Origin of the sequence: Sorangium sp. So ce834 (genome assembly GCF_051521425.1) — a bacterium.
Taxonomy (GTDB): domain Bacteria; phylum Myxococcota_A; class Polyangia; order Polyangiales; family Polyangiaceae; genus Sorangium; species Sorangium cellulosum_D.
Window position 1 is genome coordinate 1,443,183 of record NZ_CP150351.1, and the last position, 18,670, is coordinate 1,461,852.

The 18,670-nt window shown below is 72.6% G+C and carries 13 protein-coding genes and 1 pseudogene; 8 read left to right on the forward strand and 6 right to left on the reverse strand.

The genetic code is table 11. From position 1 onward, the window contains the following. Positions 1-208: 208 nt before the first annotated feature. Positions 209-316 (reverse strand): ecotin family protein, encoded by a 108-nt coding sequence (locus WMF20_RS05330; RefSeq protein WP_020733093.1) that lies wholly within the window; start codon positions 314-316, stop codon positions 209-211. 135 nt (positions 317-451) lie between these two features. After that, a complete protein-coding gene (locus tag WMF20_RS05335; protein ID WP_437611229.1) occupies positions 452-982 on the reverse strand; it encodes a YkgB family protein in 531 nt (176 codons plus the stop codon). A 126-nt stretch (positions 983-1,108) separates the two neighbouring features. Here WMF20_RS05335 and WMF20_RS05340 point away from each other — a divergent pair, with 126 nt between their 5' ends. The 5 genes and pseudogenes from WMF20_RS05340 to WMF20_RS05360 all read left to right on the forward strand — a co-directional run bounded on the left by WMF20_RS05340 (position 1,109) and on the right by WMF20_RS05360 (position 5,254). Further along, positions 1,109-1,750 (forward strand): sigma-70 family RNA polymerase sigma factor, encoded by a 642-nt coding sequence (locus WMF20_RS05340; RefSeq protein ID WP_437611231.1) that lies wholly within the window; start codon positions 1,109-1,111, stop codon positions 1,748-1,750. Next, positions 1,747-1,980: a hypothetical protein gene (locus tag WMF20_RS05345; RefSeq protein WP_129573305.1), complete on the forward strand. Its 234-nt coding sequence runs from the start codon at positions 1,747-1,749 to the stop codon at positions 1,978-1,980. Before WMF20_RS05340 ends, WMF20_RS05345 begins: the two co-directional genes overlap by 4 nt. A gap of 1,503 nt (positions 1,981-3,483) precedes the next feature. Beyond that, on the forward strand, positions 3,484-3,672 hold the full coding sequence (locus WMF20_RS05350) for a hypothetical protein (RefSeq protein WP_437611233.1): 189 nt from the start codon (positions 3,484-3,486) through the stop codon (positions 3,670-3,672). Between the two features lie 370 nt (positions 3,673-4,042). Next, positions 4,043-4,344: pseudogene (locus WMF20_RS05355) on the forward strand (IS66 family transposase); the annotation flags it as partial. Positions 4,345-4,732: 388 nt separating this feature from the next. Continuing rightward, a complete protein-coding gene (locus WMF20_RS05360; RefSeq protein WP_437611235.1) occupies positions 4,733-5,254 on the forward strand; it encodes a GrpB family protein in 522 nt (173 codons plus the stop codon). Between the two features lie 278 nt (positions 5,255-5,532). On the opposite strand, the gene WMF20_RS05365 is transcribed toward WMF20_RS05360, so the two are convergent. Further along, complete coding sequence (locus WMF20_RS05365; protein ID WP_437611237.1) at positions 5,533-6,054, reverse strand: hypothetical protein; 522 nt, start codon at positions 6,052-6,054, stop codon at positions 5,533-5,535. A 105-nt stretch (positions 6,055-6,159) separates the two neighbouring features. After that, on the reverse strand, positions 6,160-8,439 hold the full coding sequence (locus WMF20_RS05370) for a hypothetical protein (RefSeq protein WP_437611238.1): 2,280 nt from the start codon (positions 8,437-8,439) through the stop codon (positions 6,160-6,162). 88 nt (positions 8,440-8,527) lie between these two features. Between WMF20_RS05370 and trmB the strand changes: the two genes are divergently transcribed. Further along, positions 8,528-9,196: a tRNA (guanine(46)-N(7))-methyltransferase TrmB gene (gene trmB / locus WMF20_RS05375; protein ID WP_437611239.1), complete on the forward strand. Its 669-nt coding sequence runs from the start codon at positions 8,528-8,530 to the stop codon at positions 9,194-9,196. Positions 9,197-9,301: 105 nt separating this feature from the next. On the opposite strand, the gene WMF20_RS05380 is transcribed toward trmB, so the two are convergent. Next, positions 9,302-10,621, reverse strand: a complete 1,320-nt coding sequence (locus WMF20_RS05380) for a serine hydrolase domain-containing protein (RefSeq protein WP_437611241.1) — start codon at positions 10,619-10,621, stop codon at positions 9,302-9,304. A gap of 58 nt (positions 10,622-10,679) precedes the next feature. Here WMF20_RS05380 and WMF20_RS05385 point away from each other — a divergent pair, with 58 nt between their 5' ends. Together WMF20_RS05385 and WMF20_RS05390 are read left to right on the forward strand one after the other, a co-directional pair. Then, the gene (locus WMF20_RS05385; RefSeq protein ID WP_129573311.1) at positions 10,680-11,330 is read left to right on the forward strand and encodes a TetR/AcrR family transcriptional regulator; all 651 of its coding nucleotides are present in this window, start codon (positions 10,680-10,682) and stop codon (positions 11,328-11,330) included. Positions 11,331-11,846: 516 nt separating this feature from the next. Further along, positions 11,847-12,953, forward strand: a complete 1,107-nt coding sequence (locus WMF20_RS05390; RefSeq protein WP_437611244.1) for a response regulator — start codon at positions 11,847-11,849, stop codon at positions 12,951-12,953. A 52-nt stretch (positions 12,954-13,005) separates the two neighbouring features. On the opposite strand, the gene WMF20_RS05395 is transcribed toward WMF20_RS05390, so the two are convergent. Continuing rightward, positions 13,006-18,600: an AAA family ATPase gene (locus WMF20_RS05395; RefSeq protein ID WP_437611246.1), complete on the reverse strand. Its 5,595-nt coding sequence runs from the start codon at positions 18,598-18,600 to the stop codon at positions 13,006-13,008. Positions 18,601-18,670: the final 70 nt, after the last annotated feature.

Sequence of the window (18,670 nt, forward strand, 5' to 3'; positions counted from 1 at the left end):
AGCTCGCGGTGGCGCGCTGCGCCGCTCTCCCGGGCGGCGCGCTGGCTGAGCGCGCGCGCAGTGACGCCCGCGCGACCCTGACCACAGTGCAGCTGGACGCCCGTCGGCGTCCGTGAGCGGTTTCGGCTGAGGCGCCGACATGGTTGTCCGGGCGGCTCAGCGCGGCGCGCTCGACGCCCTAGGACCGGATCACGTCATGGAAATGGCTTCAGCTTCTCGTCTGGAACCCGCCAGGCGTGGTGAACGTCCGGAATGCCGCATCGAGGCCATCCGGAACGTAGATCACGAGTGGAAGCTTGGAGTTGTAGCGGATCATCTCTCTCGCAATGGTCGCCGTCGGCTCACTGATCTCCGGGCACCGTGGCCCGTCATGGCTTCTTCGTCGGGCGGCACTGATGATCGGTCTCGATCCGATCGACGGACGCTCGTCGCGCTGGTTGCTCCCTCGGCCCTACGCCTCGCGACTTGCAGCGCGGAGCGCCTCCCCGAGGGACCAGACGGAGATCGCCAGCAGGGCCACGTCCTTGATCAGGAACTGACCGAGCGCGCCGATCGCTGGGAACCCGCCGATGTCATCCGCCCACGCTCCGGGTGTCGTGATCAGGAAGCTCAGCGTGCTCAGGAACGTCAGCACCCCGAGCAGGCTGCCGACGGCCGCGATCCGAGCGGACCACGGCCGGGACAGGACCGCGAGCCCGATCGCGATCTCCGTAAATCCGAGCAGGTTGGACATCCCCTGGAACCCCAGCACGGGATATGTCCATGAGAACAGCGGGCTGTTCTCGATGAACGGTCGGATCGCCTGCGCCTCGAGCACGGTGAACTTCATGCCGCCGATCCACAGCAGCGTGAGCGCCAGACCGGCGCGGAGCAGGCGGCCGCCGAGGGCCTCGATCCGGACGCCCCACTCGGTTAGGCTGGGCTCCGTGCGCTTCGTAACCTGGATGTCGGCGAGCTGGGCGGTACGGTCGGTGGTCGACATGGTGGTCTCTCCCTCGTGGATTCGGTCTCTCGGGCCTGCCTCGTCGGCGGCCCGCTCTCGGTCCATGGGACGCCGTGGGGGCTCCGGTTCTTACTTCCGCAGGGAGACTCTTTTCGAGGCGGCCGGATGAGCGAGCGGACGAACGAGGAGTGGCTGCGGCTCCTCCGCGCGCCCGAGGCGCAGGCGAGCGCCGCTGTCGCCGAGCTGCGGCACGTCGTGCGGGGAGGCCTGCGGCGGGCGCTCGCCGGCCGTGCCGGCGTAGGGGACGCCGTGATCGACGACCTGACCCAGGAGGCCACGCTGAAGGTGCTCGGCGCGCTCGATTCCTTCCGGGGCGCAAGCCGCTTCACCACCTGGGCGATCACCATCGCCATCCGCGTGGCGCTCACCGACCTGCGGAGGGCCCGCTGGAAGGACGTGTCGCTGGATCAGATCACCGAGGGCGCGGGCGGGCCGATCCCGATCGCGGCTGCTGACTCGAGCGCCCACGTGGCCAGGGAGCGAATGATCGCCGCGCTGTACCAGGTGCTCGATACCGAGCTGACCGATCGGCAGCGCCGGGCGCTCATCGCCGAGCTCAGGGGCATGCCCCAGGTCGAGATCGCCGAGCAGCTCGGGATGACCCGGAATGCCCTGTACAAACTGACCCACGACGCTCGCCGCAAGCTGCGACAAGGCCTCGCCGCGGCCGGCTTCGGCGAGGATGACGTAAGAGAAGCGTTCGACATCCGGCCCCAGGGAGGGATGCCCTCGAGAGGAGCGCCATGAAGCGCCTATCCCAGGAAGAGATCCGCGATCTGGCCGAGGCCGTCCTCGCGACGAAGCCCGACGAGCTGACGTGCGATGAATGGCTCGAATACGCGGCGCAGTACGCCGAGCTCGTCGCGGAGGGCGCCCCGGTGCCGGAGGCGCTGCGCGAGGCCGCGCGGCACCTCGAGCAATGCCCCGAGTGCGCCGAGGAGCTGCGCGCCTGCCTCCTCGCGCTGGCGGCGCGCTGAGGGGCGAGCGCCACCGACACTGCGGAAGCTCATCCGGGCGCTCAGGAAGAAGACGGTCGAGGCCGGAGATGCCAGAGAGGGGTAGAGGCATGAGGCATGGCGGCGGCGATCCTCACGGACCACAAGCCCGTATGCAGAACGGATCACGACTGGAGCGGTCAAGAAATTCCCACTTGGACCTCGTAGTTGTCCCTTAATTGTGCTGCGCGCAGTTTCGCCGGCGACGCCGGCGCGACGTGAACAAAGCGGGCCTCGGTCTCCGACGCGGATGGAGAGGGCCCTGCCGTGGCCGCCGTGCCTCTCCCGGGCCATAGGCCGAGCAGCAACGCGCCGAGCCCCGTCGGCCCCGACGTGAGCGGCAACCGGCCACGCCGATGGCGACACCTGGGCAGCTTACGCAGAAGCCGCTGACGACGACAGCAACATGGGTGCCTACATGGTACCACATTATGCGACCGTTCTGAAGCCTGCGGATGCCGATGATCTTGAAACTCATGGATTAAAGTAAGATATAGATGCGTAATCTATCCTACACAGAAGGCGCCTATGATCAACAGGCTCACATTAGTCCCGATCCAGGTGGGTATCGGCTGCTTCCTTGCTCTCTCCGTTGGTTGCACCGTTGAGACGGACCTATCCGAAGATATAGCGAGTTACGAGGAGCCGCTCACAGCGATTGCTACCAACGTCAGCGCCTTGGCCTGGGGGTCGGTTAGTTATGTAACCTGTAACTCCTGCTGGTCATGCGCATCTAGTTCCAGCAATCCTGGTGCCATTTTTTGCTCTGGAAAGTCGAAAGCAACCTGTCACGATCCAGACCAGGTCTCTTCCAGCGGATACTGGGAACCATTATTCTACTGCGATAATACCTGCTCTAATGCGACATCGGCAAGCTACTCAGACGCAGACCGCTTTGTCGCGATGCCAAGCACGAGCGCGGGTGTCTCATGTGGACAAGTTGTGACCGTCTGTTGGAACAATCGTTGCAGCAAGGCGACTGTTCGCGACCTGTCAGATGCAGCGAAGTGGGAATTGAATCACGGCGTAATGAATGCTCTAGGGGCCCCAGTTAACTCTACGATCAGTAGTGGAGTTTCTATACACACAGGATTTCCGTCTGCGGCGCCGTCCAGTATGTATCCGTCTGGTAGCGTCTCTGTGAGCTTCCCGGTTACGTTGCAATGGGGCGCGGTATACCCAGGGACGACGTACTATCAGATCGATCTAAAATACTCGTCCGGTTCCGGATGGGTCCAGCTTTATGGTGGATTCCTTAATACGGCCGAAAACGCCAACTCCATGCCAGGTATCGGCACCAACCTTCCATCGGGGACTGGATACTCCTGGCGGGTGCGGGCGTGCAATGAGAGCGGATGTGGGCCTTGGTCAACCACCGCCTATTTTACCCATCTGTGATGGTCTATACCGGCACATCCGGGCCCCGTATCGGATGGCGGGGACGGATCCAGTTTGGGACTGTGTTCTCAACTGCGTCTAACTGACATGATCGCCGCGCACCCGGGCCCCTGGACGCTCACGGTGCGCCCCGAGAACCCGGAGGGCCTCGCGTTCTGGCGACGCACGACGGCCGAGTTCGAGAGCATCTCCGTCGACGAGCGCGAAGAGCGCGGCGCCGACGGCATCGTGCGCACCCGCTTCTCGTTCACGATGCCCGCGCGGCTCTCGCGCTGACGTCGTTCGGCTACGCCCGCGCGCTTCGAGGAGGCCAGGCGGCGCCGTGTGACCTCCGTGTGCCCCGACGACGCCAGGGTACAGGGCTCCACGAGAGGGCACTCGAGTATACGAGAGGAATCGAGCCCCAGATGGCCTCTGACACCGCTCCGACGCGTCCGACGCGGCGTCCGCCGTATCTCTCGCGCATGCGCCCCGCAGATTCGTCTCCAGGGTCGGTTTGCCGGCGCCTCGACTACGGAGAGCCGTCTCTTCTCTCTGTGACCTGCGTGTGACCTGATGAATTTCAGCAATGGTGAATCGGGGGAACGGCTCGACGTGAGCGAGATCGCCGGACTCGGGCGAGGCAGGGAGGAGCCCCAGCAGGGGGATCCTTCCCCCGCAGTCCCACGCAGCGCTCCCCGCCGATCTGGCGGATGTGCGACGGAAGCGCGAGCAACTCACGGCCGCCGGGCAGATCCCCGAGCTCATCGAGCTGGCTCGGCGCTCTCGCCGGAGCCGGCGCCGAAGCGCCTCGGCAGCCGGAACAGGGGCTTGCGCCGCGACCTCCTGAGCCGCCGAAGCCGCTGCGGGGGCACCGTGGGCGCGCGCCGCTTCCCCCCCGTCTGCCGCGCGAGACGCGCCGTTCCTGAGGCCGAGCGTAGGTGGCCGCAGTGCGGCGCGGACAAGCGGACAAGAAGTGCATCCATGGCGATGGGTGGGCGATCACGGCACGCAGGGGGCACCTCCCCTGGCCTGGGCCATAGGGATCGCTGCCGGCGGCACCTGCTCTTGACGCGCGACGGTATCTCGGATGATCTCGGCGATGGGCACAACCATGGGGATGGCTGGAGCTGCAGCGAGACCCGGCGCGATGGTCCGGACACCGTACGCAGCGACGCACAGCCTCGCCTTCCAAGTCCGATGAGAGCCGGCTCCCTCTGCCGGAGTCTCGCCGCCCGTAGCCGTCGCGCCTCTGATAAACGGTGCCGCAGCAGCGGCCGGATCCGAAGATCCGGGGATAGAGACAACCATGAGCCGTCTGAGCAGAACTAGCGCTGACATCGATGAGCCGATCAGGGTGGTCGAATACGACCCCCGCTGGCCGATCTGGTACACTGCAGATGCGGGTGAATTGTCGAACGCCCTCGGCGCCCGGATCCGAGAGGTGCAGCACTTTGGCAGCACCTCGGTGCCCGGAATGGCGGCCAAGCCGATCATCGACATTCTTGTTTCGCCGCTAGAGTGGCCGCTGGCCGCGCATGATAGGAGAGCACTCGAGGCGCTCGGGTACCAGTACCTCGGCGAAGCTGGCGTAATCGGACGCGAGTATTTCAGGCGAAGAGGCGCGCACGACACCAACCTTGCGGTCGTCGAGTGGGGGACCAGCCTCTGGCACGACAACCTTCTCCTTCGGGACTTCCTCCGGGCGCATGAGGACGCGGCTGCCGAGTATGCGCGCTCGAAAGAGGAAGCATGGCAAAGTGGGGCGAGCACCCTTCTGACGTACTCGGAACGCAAAGGTCACGCCGTCACCGCTTTGTTGATCGCTGCGAAGAGATGGCAAACCAAACAATCCAGCGGGAGAGGCGACCCGGTGTGAGCGAGATCGCCGGAAACCAGCGTAGCGGGTGACGCGAGGGTACGGGGCTCCGCGGGGGCCCAGAGCAGGCCCCGAGCCGGCGGCTCGCTACCTGAGCGAGTCGCGGGCCACCACGGAGCGGACACTGAGGGGCGACCTCGGCGCGTCGTGAGCGGCCGGTCGGAGCAATGCGTATCGCGCGGATTGCTCGACCTCGCTTCCCTGCTCACGAGCAGCTCTACGATCGGGTTCCGGAGGAACGAGACCGCCGCGCGGCGGCCTCCGGAGCCCCGGCGCACTCAGGAGCCGTTCGTGTCGAGGAGCTCCCTGGCATCGGTGACGACCGCGGCGCGGCGGATCCACCGGTCCAGCTCGGCGACGTCCTTGCTCGCGAGGACGCGCTCCCGTATGTCGGCGGGGACCTCCAGCCCGCGGGCTTCGAACACGGCGAGCACGCCCTGCGCCTTGGCTTCGAGGAGCCCCTCCAGCCGGCCTTCCTGCCGACCCTTCGCCACGTAGCTGCGCGCGAATTCACTCTGATACTCGTATCCGCTCTTCATCATCGCCTCCAACGTCCGCCTCGCCGCTGCGTTCAGCGAGGATAGCACCACGTCCGCGTACAGGCCGCGCCGCTCCTGATCGAGCCCGGCTGCCGCCGCCAGGAACGCCACGCCGATCGCCTCCCCGGCCTCTTCCAGCCCGTGCGCCATCGCCGAGAGCACGACCACCTCGGGCGCCGCCTTCGCCTGCTCGGCGTCCGTGACGACCGGGACGCCCTCGGGGCCGAGCACCAGCGGGGTCAGACTCCCCGGATTCGTCACGCCGTGTGGCCTGCGTGTGCCCTGACCTATCGGCAGCATCGAATGCCGCGCAGCCGGATGCAGGCGTAACCACCGGCTCAGGCCCGGTGGTGACGCAACAGCATCTCAGCGCCCCACGATCCAGTAATGAAACGCGTGAAATCCAGCCCCGCGCCGCAGGGTGATCGCGATCGGCGTCGCCCCGGCGAGGCGCGTGGCGGGGAGGGGAACCGCCCGCTCCACCCACGTCCCGGCCGGCACCTCGACGGTCCCCGCCTCCTCGCCTGCCACGGAGATCGCGAGCTCGGCGCCATCGTCCGAGGCCACCCGCATCACGAGGCGCGCCTCGGCCGGGGGCGCATCGACGTGAACGACGAACCGGTCGGCCGCCCTGTAGTACCGGCCCCCGTCGGCGATCTCCGCCCGGGCCCGGTCGACCTCTCCGGGCGCATCGCTCTCCGGCGCCGCGAGCGCGACCGCCACGTTGCGCTGGTCGGCGAGCGGCTCCAGCGCATATCCGTGCGCCGCCTCCGACTCGAGATCCGACACGTCGACCTCATCGAGGATCCGCTCGCCAGGCGCCGACCGCACCGGCAGCGCCCCGGAGCCGAGCAGGTCCCAGCGCGCCTCGTAGGCGATCATCGTGGTGCCGCCGAGGATCGCCTGGTCCTCGACCGTGGCGTCGACGAGCTCGCGGCCGAGCACCGGCGCGCAGGCCATCCAGTGCGGGTAGACGATGAAGTGCGTCGGCCGGCGCTCCGGCGGCAGCTTCTCGTAGTGCTCGAACCTGGAGCCCGCGCCGGCCACCCAGTAGCGCGCCTCGCCCTCGGTCGTCAGGCCGACGACGTCGAAGGTCCTGCGGCCGCTGAAGTAGGCGAGCGCGCCGGTGTCGTTGACGCCGATGCGGGCGTCCTCGGGCAGGTGCTGCGCGGCCCAGCGGCCGAGCCAGACCTGCTGCCGATCGATGGCGCGCGCGGAGTTGGCGAGGTCGTGGATGGCCCAAGGGAGCCGCGCGGCCAAGGCGCCGGCGAACGCGCCGGCGACGAGGGGCGTCACATAGTGGAGCGAGCGCCGGACCCGCTGGGCGGCGTCGCCGAGCTCGCGCGCGAGGCACGCGGCCATGACGAGCCACGCCGGGGCGAACGGCCAGACGTAGCGCACGCGGTTCCAGAGGAAGCTCAGGTACGTGCACGGCAGCAGCGCGCCGAGCGCGAGCGCGGCCACGATCGCGGCGTGCGCGGGCCGGCCGCGCCGGTGCGCCGCCACGGCGAGCGCGACGGCGCCGAGGGCGATGACGGCGGCGGAGCCCTCGGGGAGGAAGACGGCGGTCCACTGGCCGCCGTCGAGGACGTCGGTCACGAGCAGCCGGATGTTCTGGAGGAGGGCGTCCCGGAGCGTCGGTCCGTCGTAGTTGGGGTTGCCGAGCAGCCACTTGACCGTTGTCGTCGACGAGGTCGAGTGGCCCGCGAGGAGCAGGTTCAAGGCCGGGACGACCAGCGGGCCGAGGAGCGGCGCGAGGACGAGGAGGCGCCGGTCGAGGAGGCGGGCGATGGCGCTGCCGCGGCGAGGCGGCGCGGAGGGCGTCGGGGGCGGCGACGCCGGCAGGGGCGATGGCGGCGCCGGGCGGGCCGCCCAGACGGCGAGCGCGAGCGCGGCGATGAGGGAGGCGAGCGCGCCTTCGGGGCGGAGCAGGGGCGCCGCGAAGCCGGCGAGCGCGAGGGCGCGGGCGACGGCGGCGGGGGGCCGCTCGGCCGAAGCGGAGGGCAGCTGGGCAGAGGCGATCGGCGGCGCAGCGGAGCCGGTCGGCGTCGCATCGGAGCCGGCCGGCATCGCAACCTGCCCGATGTCCTCGGCCGCCTCCGCCTCCCCCTTCGCCGGCTCGAGGAGCCCGGCGGCCAGCCGGGCGGTCCGGGTGAGGATCCACGCGAACGCGACCGTCTCCATCCCGCTCCACGCGAACCACGCGAACGCCGCGAATCCGGCGCACATCGCGCCCGCGCCGGCGGCCGCGGCGGGGCCGGCGAGGGGGCGCGCGAGGCGCGCGGTCTCGACGGCGAGGGCGGCGTGGAACACGAGCCCGAGCGCCCAGATCGCGTAGACGAGCGAGAGATCGCGCAGCCCGAGCGCGTAGAAGGGGGCGAGCAGCACGGGCCAGAGCAGGCTCGTGGCGCCGGTCGAGTACCCCTCGCCGGCGACGAAGCTGAAGAAGCCGCCCTCCGCGAGCCGCCGGGCGTACTGCATGTGGATGAACGCGTCGTCGAGCGGCAGCGCCGGGCGCCCCGCCTGATCGAGGACCGCCCGGATGCACAGCGCCCCGAGCGCGCCGCTCGCGGCGAGCGCGGGCGCGTAGGGGAGGGCGCGCGCGGCGAGGGCGCGCAGCGGGGAGGGCGCTTGGGGAGCCGCCATGGGGCCCGACGAATACCACCGCGCCCCCGCACCGGGCCGCGATTTCCCGCGCGCGCGTGGCCGGCATTTGGTAGAGCGCCGGGGCTCCATGGTCTTCCAGCCGCGCCCGAACCACCCCTACGCCGACGCGCCCCGCTTCCCCGACGGGGACGACGTTTCCATCGACGACCTGCTCCCGGGCACGGGCCCCGTCGAGATCGAGATCGGCCCCGGCCGCGGCGGCTTCCTGTTCGAGCGCGCGGCGGCGAGCCCCGGGTCGCGGCTGCTCGGGCTGGAGATCCGCCTGAAGTGGTCGGCGATCGTCGACGAGCGCCTGCGCAAAGGCGGCCTGGGCGGCCGGGTGCGCGCGCTGAACGCCGACGCGCGCGAGGCGCTCGGGCGGCTGCGGCCGGACGCGTCGATCGCGCGGTTCTTCCTGCACTTTCCGGATCCGTGGTGGAAGAAGCGCCACGAGAAGCGCCTGGTGATGGGCCCGGCGCTGCTCGACAGCCTCGCGCGCCTGCTGGTGGACGGCGGCGAGCTGTTCGTGCAGACCGACGTGGAGGAGCGCGCCGCGCTGTACGCCGAGCAGATCGGCGCGCACCCGGCGTTCGAGCCGGCGGGCGACGCGCCCGGCTCGCCGCACCTCGGCGAGAACCCCTACGGCGCCAGGAGCCCCCGCGAGCACCACGCCATCGCCGACGGGCTGCCGGTCAGCCGGCTGCTCTACCGCAGGCGGCCGCGGGAGGCCGGGGGCGGGGCGCCGGATCACGGCTAGAGCGCCGATCACGTCGATGTCTCTCGGCCGACGCCGAGCTCCGAGCATGACGTGGACGATTCGCCCGGGGCGCCGCGCCGCTCGGCAGCGGCGCGCGCCTCCGCGTCACGGCTGCGCCGGGCCGTAGACCGCGTGCCGCACGGCGTCCGGGAACTCGCCCGCCATGCCGGCCAGGGCCGTGTTGGTCAAGACGATCACCGTGAGCTTGGCGGTCGGGTCGACCCAGAAATTGCTGCCGTAGGCGCCGCCCCACTGCCACGTGCCGGCGGCGGACGGCATCGTGCCCGGCTCCGGCGCCTTCAGGACCGCGAACCCGAAGCCGAACCCCCATTTCCCGCCCGGCTGCTGCACCTCGAGGTCACCGGTCTGGTTCGAGGTCATGGCCTGGACCGTCGCGGGCCGCAGGATCTTCCCGCCGCCGGTGCGCACCGCCTCGAGGAACTTGAGGTAATCGTCGGCCGTGCCGACCATGCCGGCGCCGCCCGACGGGTACGAGCGCGGATCGAGGATCCGCGACGGCGAATACGTGATCTTGGCCGGCCCGAACGGCACGACCTGCGGATCGGCCATCCGCGCCGGGCGCGCGCCCGCGTCGCCGTACGGGACCGCGAGCCGGCCCGGGTCGGCGACCGTGAACGCGGCGTCCATCCCGAGCGGTCCGGTCACGAGCCGGCGCACCACGTCCGGGAGGGGCGCGCCGCCCGCCTTGGCCACGACGCCCCCGAGCACGTCGGTCGCCAGCGAGTAGTGCCACGCCTTGCCAGGCTCGAAGAGGAGCGGCGCCTTGGCGATCCGCGCGAGGTTCTCCTCGAGGGAGAGGCCGGGCTGATCGAGCCCGTCGGACACGCGCTCGCGGTGATAAGGCCCGTCCGCGGGCTCCATGAAGGTGTAATTGAGGCCCGCGGTGTGGGTGAGCAGGTGGCGCACCGTGATCGTCGCGGCCCGGCCGTCCGCGAGCCGCGGCGAGAACGAAGGGAGCCATTTCGTCACCGGATCGTCGAGGCCCAGCGCGCCTGCGTCCACGAGCGCGAGGGCCGCCGCCGACACGATCGGCTTGGTCATCGACGCGAGGCGAAACACCGTGTCTTCGCGCACCGGCCGCCCCGCCTCCCGATCGGCGAAGCCGGCGGCGCGCCGGTAGACGACCTGGCCGTCGCGCGCGACGACGACGACCGCGCCGACGATCCGCCCCTCGGCCGTGGCCGCCTCGACCACCGCGTCGAGCCGGCGCTGAAGCGCCTCGTCGCCCCGAGGAGCGGCCGCCTCGGCCGGCGGCGCCGAAGGAGCGGCCGGCGTCGAGGCAGCGGCCGACGCCGAGGCAGCGGCCGGCGGCGACGGGCTCGCGCACCCACCCAGCGCGGCAGGCAGCAGCGAGAGCAACAGGCCCGAGGCGAGCACGACGGCAGATGAACGGAAGAATTTCATAGTGAACGCTATGTAAATTGGATGAGACCGCCCGTCAAGGCATTCTATAGTGATCGCTATGAAGAACGTGTCCCCCCGGGCGGCGCGCGGCCGGCCGCGCGCCTTCGATCGCGGTGTCGCCCTCGAGGCGGCGCTGCGCGTGTTCTGGCGGCACGGATACGACGCGACGTCGCTCGCCGAGCTGACGGCCGCGATGAAGATCGCGCCGCCGAGCCTGTATGCGGCGTTCGGCAGCAAGAAGGAGCTGTTCCTCGAGGCGGTGGCGCTGTACGCCGCGATGTACGGGGCGAGCGTCCCGCGAGCGCTGTCCGAGGAGCCGACCGCCCGGGCCGCGGTGTCGCGCGTCCTCCTGGAGTTCGCGGCGTTCGCGAGCGCGCCGGATCATCCGCTCGGGTGTCTCATGGTCCACGGGGCCGCCAACTGCACGCCGGGCTCCGCCGAGGTCGAGGCCGCGCTGCGCGAGCGCCGGGCGGCCAGCGAGGCCGCGCTCCGCCGGCGCATCGAGCGCGGGATCGCGGAGGGCGATCTCCCCACAGACACCGACGCGGCGGCGCTCGCCAAGTATTACGGCGCGGTGATCCAGGGCATGTCGGTGCAGGCGCGCGACGGCGCCTCGAGGGAAGAGCTGGAGCGCGTCGCGCAGGCCGCCCTCCGGGCGTGGCCGCGGCGACGGCGGGGCGCGGCGCCCCCGACCCGCGCCGCCCGGTGAGCGCTCCTTCTGCGGTGAGCCGGCGAGAAGAACGAAGACGCAAAGACGAAAGGACTCCACGACGTTCGAGGGGAAAGAGACGACGAGACACGATAGGACGCGACACCTGTACGGCATCGGCTTTGTCATCCCTCTCTATCTCTCTTTATCCATTCATCTCTTTGTCTTTTTGCGTCTTTGCGCCTTGGCGACTTTGCGCTTTTTTATTCTCATGATCTGAACGCCTTCCGTTCGAAGCCAGGCGCTCCGCGCCGCGCGCCCCGCTGCGCGCCCCGGCGGAAGGTGCCGGCGTGCCCACAAGGTGAGACGTGCTCCGCGTCAACGGGTCCTTCGCGACGGAATCTCGCCCTCGTCGCGAGGGCGAGACTGCGGCCGACGAGGCCCGCGAGGTAAGGCGCTTGACAGCCGAAACCGGGTACGTGACCATGCGGGCGAGGTCAGCGACGAGGCTGATGACGCACTCACGCCGGGGGGAACGCGAGCGTTCCTGCGCAGGCGCTCAGGGGAGGTGAAGGGATGCGGGCTGAGCAGCCGTCGCCCGGGCTCGTGCTCATCGCAGACGACGTTCTCGTGAACCTCGAGGTGCTCACAAGCACGCTGGAGTCCGCGGGGATCGAGGTCAGCATCGCGACAGACGGCCCCATGGTGCTTGAGCGCCTGGAGTACGAGACTCCCGACCTCATCCTGCTCGACGTCACCATGCCGGGCATGACGGGCTTCGAGGTCTGCGAGCGGCTGAAGTCGAGCCCGGCGACCGCCGATATCCCCGTCATCTTCACCACCGCGCACACCGAGATGGCGGACAAGCTGCGTGGGTTCCGCCTGGGCGCGGTCGACTACGTGACCAAGCCGTTCGAGCGCGACGAGCTCCTCGCGCGCGTGAAGACGCAGCTGTCGCTCCGGCGCGCCCTGACCGCGCTGGCCAGGAAGAACGCGGAGCTCGAGAACGAGATCGAGGTGCGCGCCGCCGCGCAGGCGGATCTCGCCCGGCTGACGGACGAGCTCGAGCGCCGGGTGGGGGAGCGGACGCAGGCGCTCGCCCGCGCGGTGGCGGAGCTCGAGCGCGCCAAGGCGTCGCTCGAGGAGACGGTGGAGCGGCGCACCCGCGAGCTGCAGCGCGCGAACGAGCGGCTCGAGCGCGAGCTCGCCGAGCGGGCGTCGCTCGAGGAGGCCCGCTCGGCGCTCCAGGCGCAGATCATCGCGGCGCAGGCGGCGAGGCTGGCCGAGCTGTCGACGCCCATCATCCCGATCAACGACCAGATCCTGGTCATGCCCCTCATCGGCGTGGTCGACGAGGAGCGCGCGCAGGGCATGGTCGACGCGGCGACGCTGGGGGTGAGCGCGCGCAGGGCGGCGGTCATGATCCTCGACATCACCGGCGTGTCGCGCGTCGACGCGCACGTGTCCGAGACGCTGGTGCGGGCGGCGCGCGCGGTGCGCCTGCTCGGCGCGCGCGTCGTGATCACCGGCATCCGCCCGGAGGTCGCCCAGGAGCTGGTGGCGCTCGGCGCCGAGATGACGGGGATGGTGACGCAGAGCACGCTCCAGGACGGCATCGCGTACGCGATGAGCAAGACGCGCGCGCTGTCGCGCCGCGCGGCGGCGCCCGCGGCGCGCGAATGACGCGGCGGCCTCCGGCGCGCGGGCGGCGCGGCGGCCTCCGGCGCGCGGGCGGTCACCGCGGCGCGGCGCGGCTCTCGGACGGCGCCGCCGCCGGAGCGGGGCCGGCGGCGGCGCGGAGGAGCTCGCGCAGCCGGTTGACCTGAAAGCCCTTGGCCAGGCCGCGCAGCTCGTCGAGGAACGGGCGGAGGCGCGCGTCCTCGCGCTCGAGCCGCTCGAGCTCCAGGAGCAGGCCGCTCAGCCGGCCTCGGTTCACCAGGTCGAGCAGCCCGGCCAGCGCCTCCGCCGGCGGCAGCGCGCGCCCCGGCGCCTCGACCGCGGCGCGGCCGGGCCCCTCGTCGCCGGTCACTCGCGCCCGGCGCTCCGGCGCGGCGGCGGCCGGCGCGGCGCTCGCGTCGACGAGCGGCACCTCGAACTCGAAGAGGCTGCCCCGCCCGGGCTGGCTCTCGACCCGGAGCGCGCCGCCCATCCGCTCCACGATCCGCCGCGCGATCGCGAGCCCGAGGCCCGTCCCCTCGACCGGCGCGCCCTCGGTCGGCACCTGCTCGAACGGCTCGAAGATCCGCTCGAGGTGCTCGGGCGCGATGCCGGGGCCCGTGTCCTCCACGCGGAAGCGCACCCGCCGCGCGGCGCCCGCGCCCGGAGGGGCCTCGCCCGCCGTCACGCGCAGCACCACGCGGCCGCGCTCGGTGAACTTGATGGCGTTGCCCAGCAGGTTCAGCAACACCTGCATGAGCCGCTTCTGGTCGGTGATCACGGTCCCGAGCGCGGCGCCCTCCTGCTCGAACAGGAACGTCAGGCTCTTGGCCTCGGCGCGCACCTGGCAGATGCCGAGCACCGCCTGCACGAACGAGGGGAAGTGCACCTCGTCGGGCATCAGGGTCAGCTTGCCGGCCTCGATCTTGGCGAGATCGAGCACGTCGTTGATCAGCGTGAGCAGGTGCTCGCCGGAGGACTGGATGATCTGCACGGCGCGCAGGTGCCGGGGCGACAGCCCGTCCAGGCGCCCCAGGATCTGCGCGTAGCCCAGGATCCCGTTGAGCGGCGTGCGCAGCTCGTGGCTCATGCTCGCGAGGAAATCGCTCTTGGCGCGGCTCGCCGCGTCGGCCGCCTCCTTGGCCGCCTTGAGCTCGGCGGTGCGCTCCTCGACGAGCTGCTCCAGGCGGTGGTGCGAGCTCGAGAGCTCGCTGTAGAGGGCGGCGTTCTCGACGGCGGTCGCCGCCTGCGCGGCCAGGAGCGAGACCACCTGGACGCGCGCCTCGGGGAAGGCGCCCGAGACGCCGGCGTGCTCCAGCACCATCACGCCGAGCAGCCGGCCCTGGTGGAGCAGCGGCACGAGCAGCAGCGAGGCCGGGCCGCGGCGCTCGAGGTACGGGTCGTCGTCGAAGCGACCGTCGCCGCCGTCGCGCCCGAGCACGAGCGGCTCGCGGCTGCGCGCCACGTAGCGCACGACCTTCTCGGGTAGGAGCGCCGAGCTCAGGGCCGGCTCGTCGCGGTGGAGCGTGATCCGCTCGGGATCGACGGTGAGCTCCGCGCGGACGACGAGGTGCTCGCCGCGCGAGAGCACCAGCACGGCGCGCTCGGCGCCGGCGTTCTCGGCGAGGAGCCGCATCATGCGCGCGATGAGCGAGCCCGGGTCCCGGTCGCTGGCCAGCGCCTGGGCGGCCTTGAGCAGCGAGACCACGTCGATCCGGCTGCCCGCGGGGCCCGCCGCGGTCGTCGCGGCGGGCGCCCCGGCCAGGTGCGCCGCGAAGACCTCGGGGTGCCGGCGGCGCAGGATCGCCGCGGCGCCGGCGGCCTCCCAGCGCAGGTAGGCGCCGTGCGCGTCGCGCAGGTAGGCGCGCGCCATCCGGGCGCGGCCGCGGCCGAGCAGGTGCTCGCCCGCGAGGCGCAGGCCGAGGGCCTCGCCGCCGACGAAGCCGCGCCGGTGGGCGTGCTCGATGGCCTCGTCGTAGAGGCGCTCGGCGTCCTCGTGCCGCCCCGCGGCCTGCGCCTCGCGGGCCTCGGTGAGCAGGAGGGCGTGGCGGAAGGTCGCCGGGTTGAACGCCGAGAGCCGGGCGAGCCGCGCGCGCTGGGCGGCGAAGGCGGCGCGGGCGCCGCGGTCCTCGTCGGCGGCGTCCGGGGCCCCGGCGGGCGGCCGCGCGGCGCCGAGGATCGTCGCGATCTCGAGGGCCCAGAGGGCCGGCGGGTTGCACCAGCCGGCCGTCCACTCGGCGCTCGCCTCCGCGGCGAGGCGCAGCGCCTCGCGATCCTCGCCGAGGTGCACGGCCGCGAACGCGGCGGCGCCGAGCACGATGACCCGCACCATCGGCGAGCCGGCCGGGAGCGCGGCGATGCGGCGGATCGCCTCGCCCACGTCCGCGTCGCCCGCCTGGGCGAGCAGGTGATGGACGGCGCGGCACGCCGGGGCGCTCTGGCCGGCGATGAGGTCCCTCCAGGGCCTCGCGGGGATCGGGCAGCTCGACAGCCGCGCGCCCGCGGCCATCCGCGCGGCGGGGAGGATGACCTGGCCGACGTCGCTGTGGGTGATGGCCCCCTCGCGGGCGCCGAGCTCGGGCACGTCGCGCCAGCGCTCGTGGACGGCGGCGAGGTCCGGGTGCACGCACTGGGCGGCGATGCTCCCCGTGTGGAGGGCGCCGGCGAGGAGCAGGCCTTGCGCCGACTCCGCGGCGTACACGAGCTCGACGCACCGGGCGCCGAGGGGCAGCTCCTGGAGCACGCCGATGAACACGACCGCGCTCATGCTCAGCCCGTAGGCCGCGCGCGGATAGAGCCCGCGCAGGAGGGCGATCTCGGGCATCGCGAAGATCAGGCTCGCCGCGAGCGGCGGCTCGCTGAGCGCCGCCGCGGTGATGGAGGCCCCGATCAGCTCGCCGGCCACGCGGGCGACCGGATCGGTGCAGCGGGGCAGGGCGCGGAACGACGCCGGGCTCATCGCCGCGATCAGGGGGGCGATGCGCGCGGCCTGGGCGGCGAAGAACGCGGCCAGCGCCTCGGGCTCGCGCGGGAACGACCAGCCGAGCTCCGCGAGCGCGGCGAGCCCGACGCCGAGGCCCTCGGGGTAGCGCCCGGCGACCGTGAGCAGCGGCACCTGGGCGAGCGCCACGCGGCCGCGCGCGACCGCGTCCCTGGCACGCTCCTGGCACGCCGCGAACAGCCGCTCGCCCACCTCGGGCTGCCCGGCGAGCCACTCGGCCTCCGCGAGCGCGAGCAGGATCTCGAAGCGGAGATCGTGGGCGCCGTCGGCCGCGGGGGCGCCGCCGTCGGCCGGGGCGCCGCCGTCGGCCTCGGCGGCCGGGGCGCCGCTCGCAGCGGCCAGCGCTGCGCCTTCCCCGGACGGCGCCGAGCCGCCGCCTCCGTCCAGGAGATCGCGGCCCGCCCGTAGGAACCGCACCGCCTCGGCGTAGGCCGAGGCCGCCTTCGCCCGCAGCCCGCCAGCGAGGCAGCGGTCGGCCACCCGGCGCCGCTCGGCCGGCGCGCTCAGGCGCTCCGCGGCCCGGAGGTAGTGGTCGAGGAGGGCGAACAGCTCGGCGTCCCCCCCGCCCTCGGACCAGCGCCGATCGAGCTCGCGCGCGAGCGCGAGGTGGAGGTCGAGGCGCTCGCCGTGCCCGAGCAGCTCGTACGCGGCCTGCTGCACCCGGTCGTGCGCGAACGCGTACGCCTCGCCCTCGCCCGCGGCCACGAGCAGCCCCTCGTGGAGCAGCGCCTCGGCCGCCCTCCGCAGCGCCGCGGCCGCGAGCCCCGCGGCGGCGCTCACCAGGGAGGCCTCGAAGGCCGCCCCCACGCACGCCCCCGCGGCCAGCGTCCGCCGGAGCTCCTCGGGCAGGCGGCCCATCTTCGCCGTCAAGAGCGCCACGACGTTGTCGGTGACCGCGGCCCGCTCGATGCGCTCCGCCTCCCACCGCCACCTGCCCGTGGCGAGGTCGCGGGAGAGCAGCCCCTGCTCGTGCAGCGCCCGCAGGAACTGCTCGACGAACAGCGGGCTGCCGTCGGTCTTCGCCCGGACGATCGAGCAGAGGGGCTGCGCCTCGTCGCCGGCGCCGGGCAGCATGTCGAAGACCATCCCGGCGAGCGCATCGCCGTCGAGCGGCCCGAGCGCGTGCACCTCGGCGCGCCGCCCGGTCGCCCGGATCGCCTCGAGCAGCGCGCGCAGCGGGTGCGCCTCGCCCACCTCGCCCTCCCGGCAGGCGCCGAGCAGGAGGAGGTGCTTCATCTCCGGGTCGGTCGCGATCGCCTCGAGCAGGGCCAGCGACGGCGTGTCGGCCCACTGGAGGTCGTCGATGAACAGCACGAGCGGGGGCTCGGCGCTCGCCGTCGCCCGGACGAAGCGCTGCACGGCGAGCTGGAAGCGGTGCTTCGCGTCGGCCGGGCTCACCTCGAGGAGCGGCGGGGGCTCGCCGAGGACGCGCGCGAGCTCCGGCGCCATGTCGACGAGGACGCGCGCGCTCTCGCCGAGCGCGGCGCGGCAGGTCGCGGCCCAGCCCTCGAGCGCCTCGGCGCTGTCCGAGAGCCTGCGGCGGGCGATGGCGCGGAAGGCCTGCGCGAGCGCCGCGCACGGGGCGCCGCGCTGGAGCACGTCGAACTTGCCGGGCGCGAACAGGCCGCCGGCGAGGCGCGCCTCCTCGCGCAGCGCCCCGGCGAGCGCCGATTTGCCGACGCCGGACGGCCCGGAGAGCAGCGCGAGCTCGGTCTCGCCGCCGCGCGCGCGCTCGAGGGCCTCCCGGAGCGCCCGCTGCTCCCGCTCCCGGCCGACGAGCCGCGACGGCCTGCGGAGGCGGTCCTCCCAGTCGCGCGCGCCGAGCGCGAACGGCCGGATCGCGCCTGTCGCGCGGAGCTCCTCGAGGGCGTGCTCCAGGTCGTGCGCCGCGCCGTCGCCGGTCTGGTAGCGCTGCTCCGGGCTCTTCTCCAGGAGCCGCATCACGACGGCGCCGACCGCCTCGGGGATCCGGAGCGCCGGCGCGCGCTCGTGCGGCGGCGGCGGTCTGCGGGCGATGTGCGCGTGGATCAGCGACAGCTCGTCGGCCTGCTCGAAGGGCAGCTTGCCCGTGAGCATCTGGTAGAGCGTGCAGCCCAGCGCGTAGAGGTCCGCGCGCGCGTCGGGGGCGCGCTTCATGCGGCCGGTCTGCTCGGGCGCCACGTAGGCGAGCGTCCCGACGGCCGCGCCGTCCGCCTCGGCGGCGTCGCCGGCCGTCGCCCGCGGCGCCGCCAGGCCGAAGTCGATGAGCCGGACCTCGGTGCGCTCGGCGTCGACGAGGACGTTCTGCGGCTTGACGTCGCGGTGGATGACGCCCCGCCGGTGCAGCTGCCCGAGCAGGCGCGCGAGCGACGCGCCGAGGCGCAGCGCGGCCTCGACCGGCAGGGGCCCGTGGGCCAGGGCGAGATCGAGGGAGCAGTCCCCCCAGCGCTCGAGCACGAGGGCCACCCCGGCGCCGTAGGGCACGAGGTCGAGGGCGCGGGCGGTCCCGGGGAGGCTCAGCTCGCGGAGCAGCGCGTGCTCGCCGCGGAGCCGCGCCACGATCCGCTCGTCCGGCAGCTCGTGGCGCGGGATCTTCAGCACGACGTCGGCCCGGCTGGTCAGGTCGACGCCTGTGACGACCCGCGTCTCCGCGCCGGTGTACAGCACCTTCCCGAGCCGGTAGTCCATCGGCATCGGTTCATCTTCGCCGAAGTCCTGCGCGGCGTGTCGCTTTCCTGCGGCGCCGCGCCGCGGCGCGCGTGGA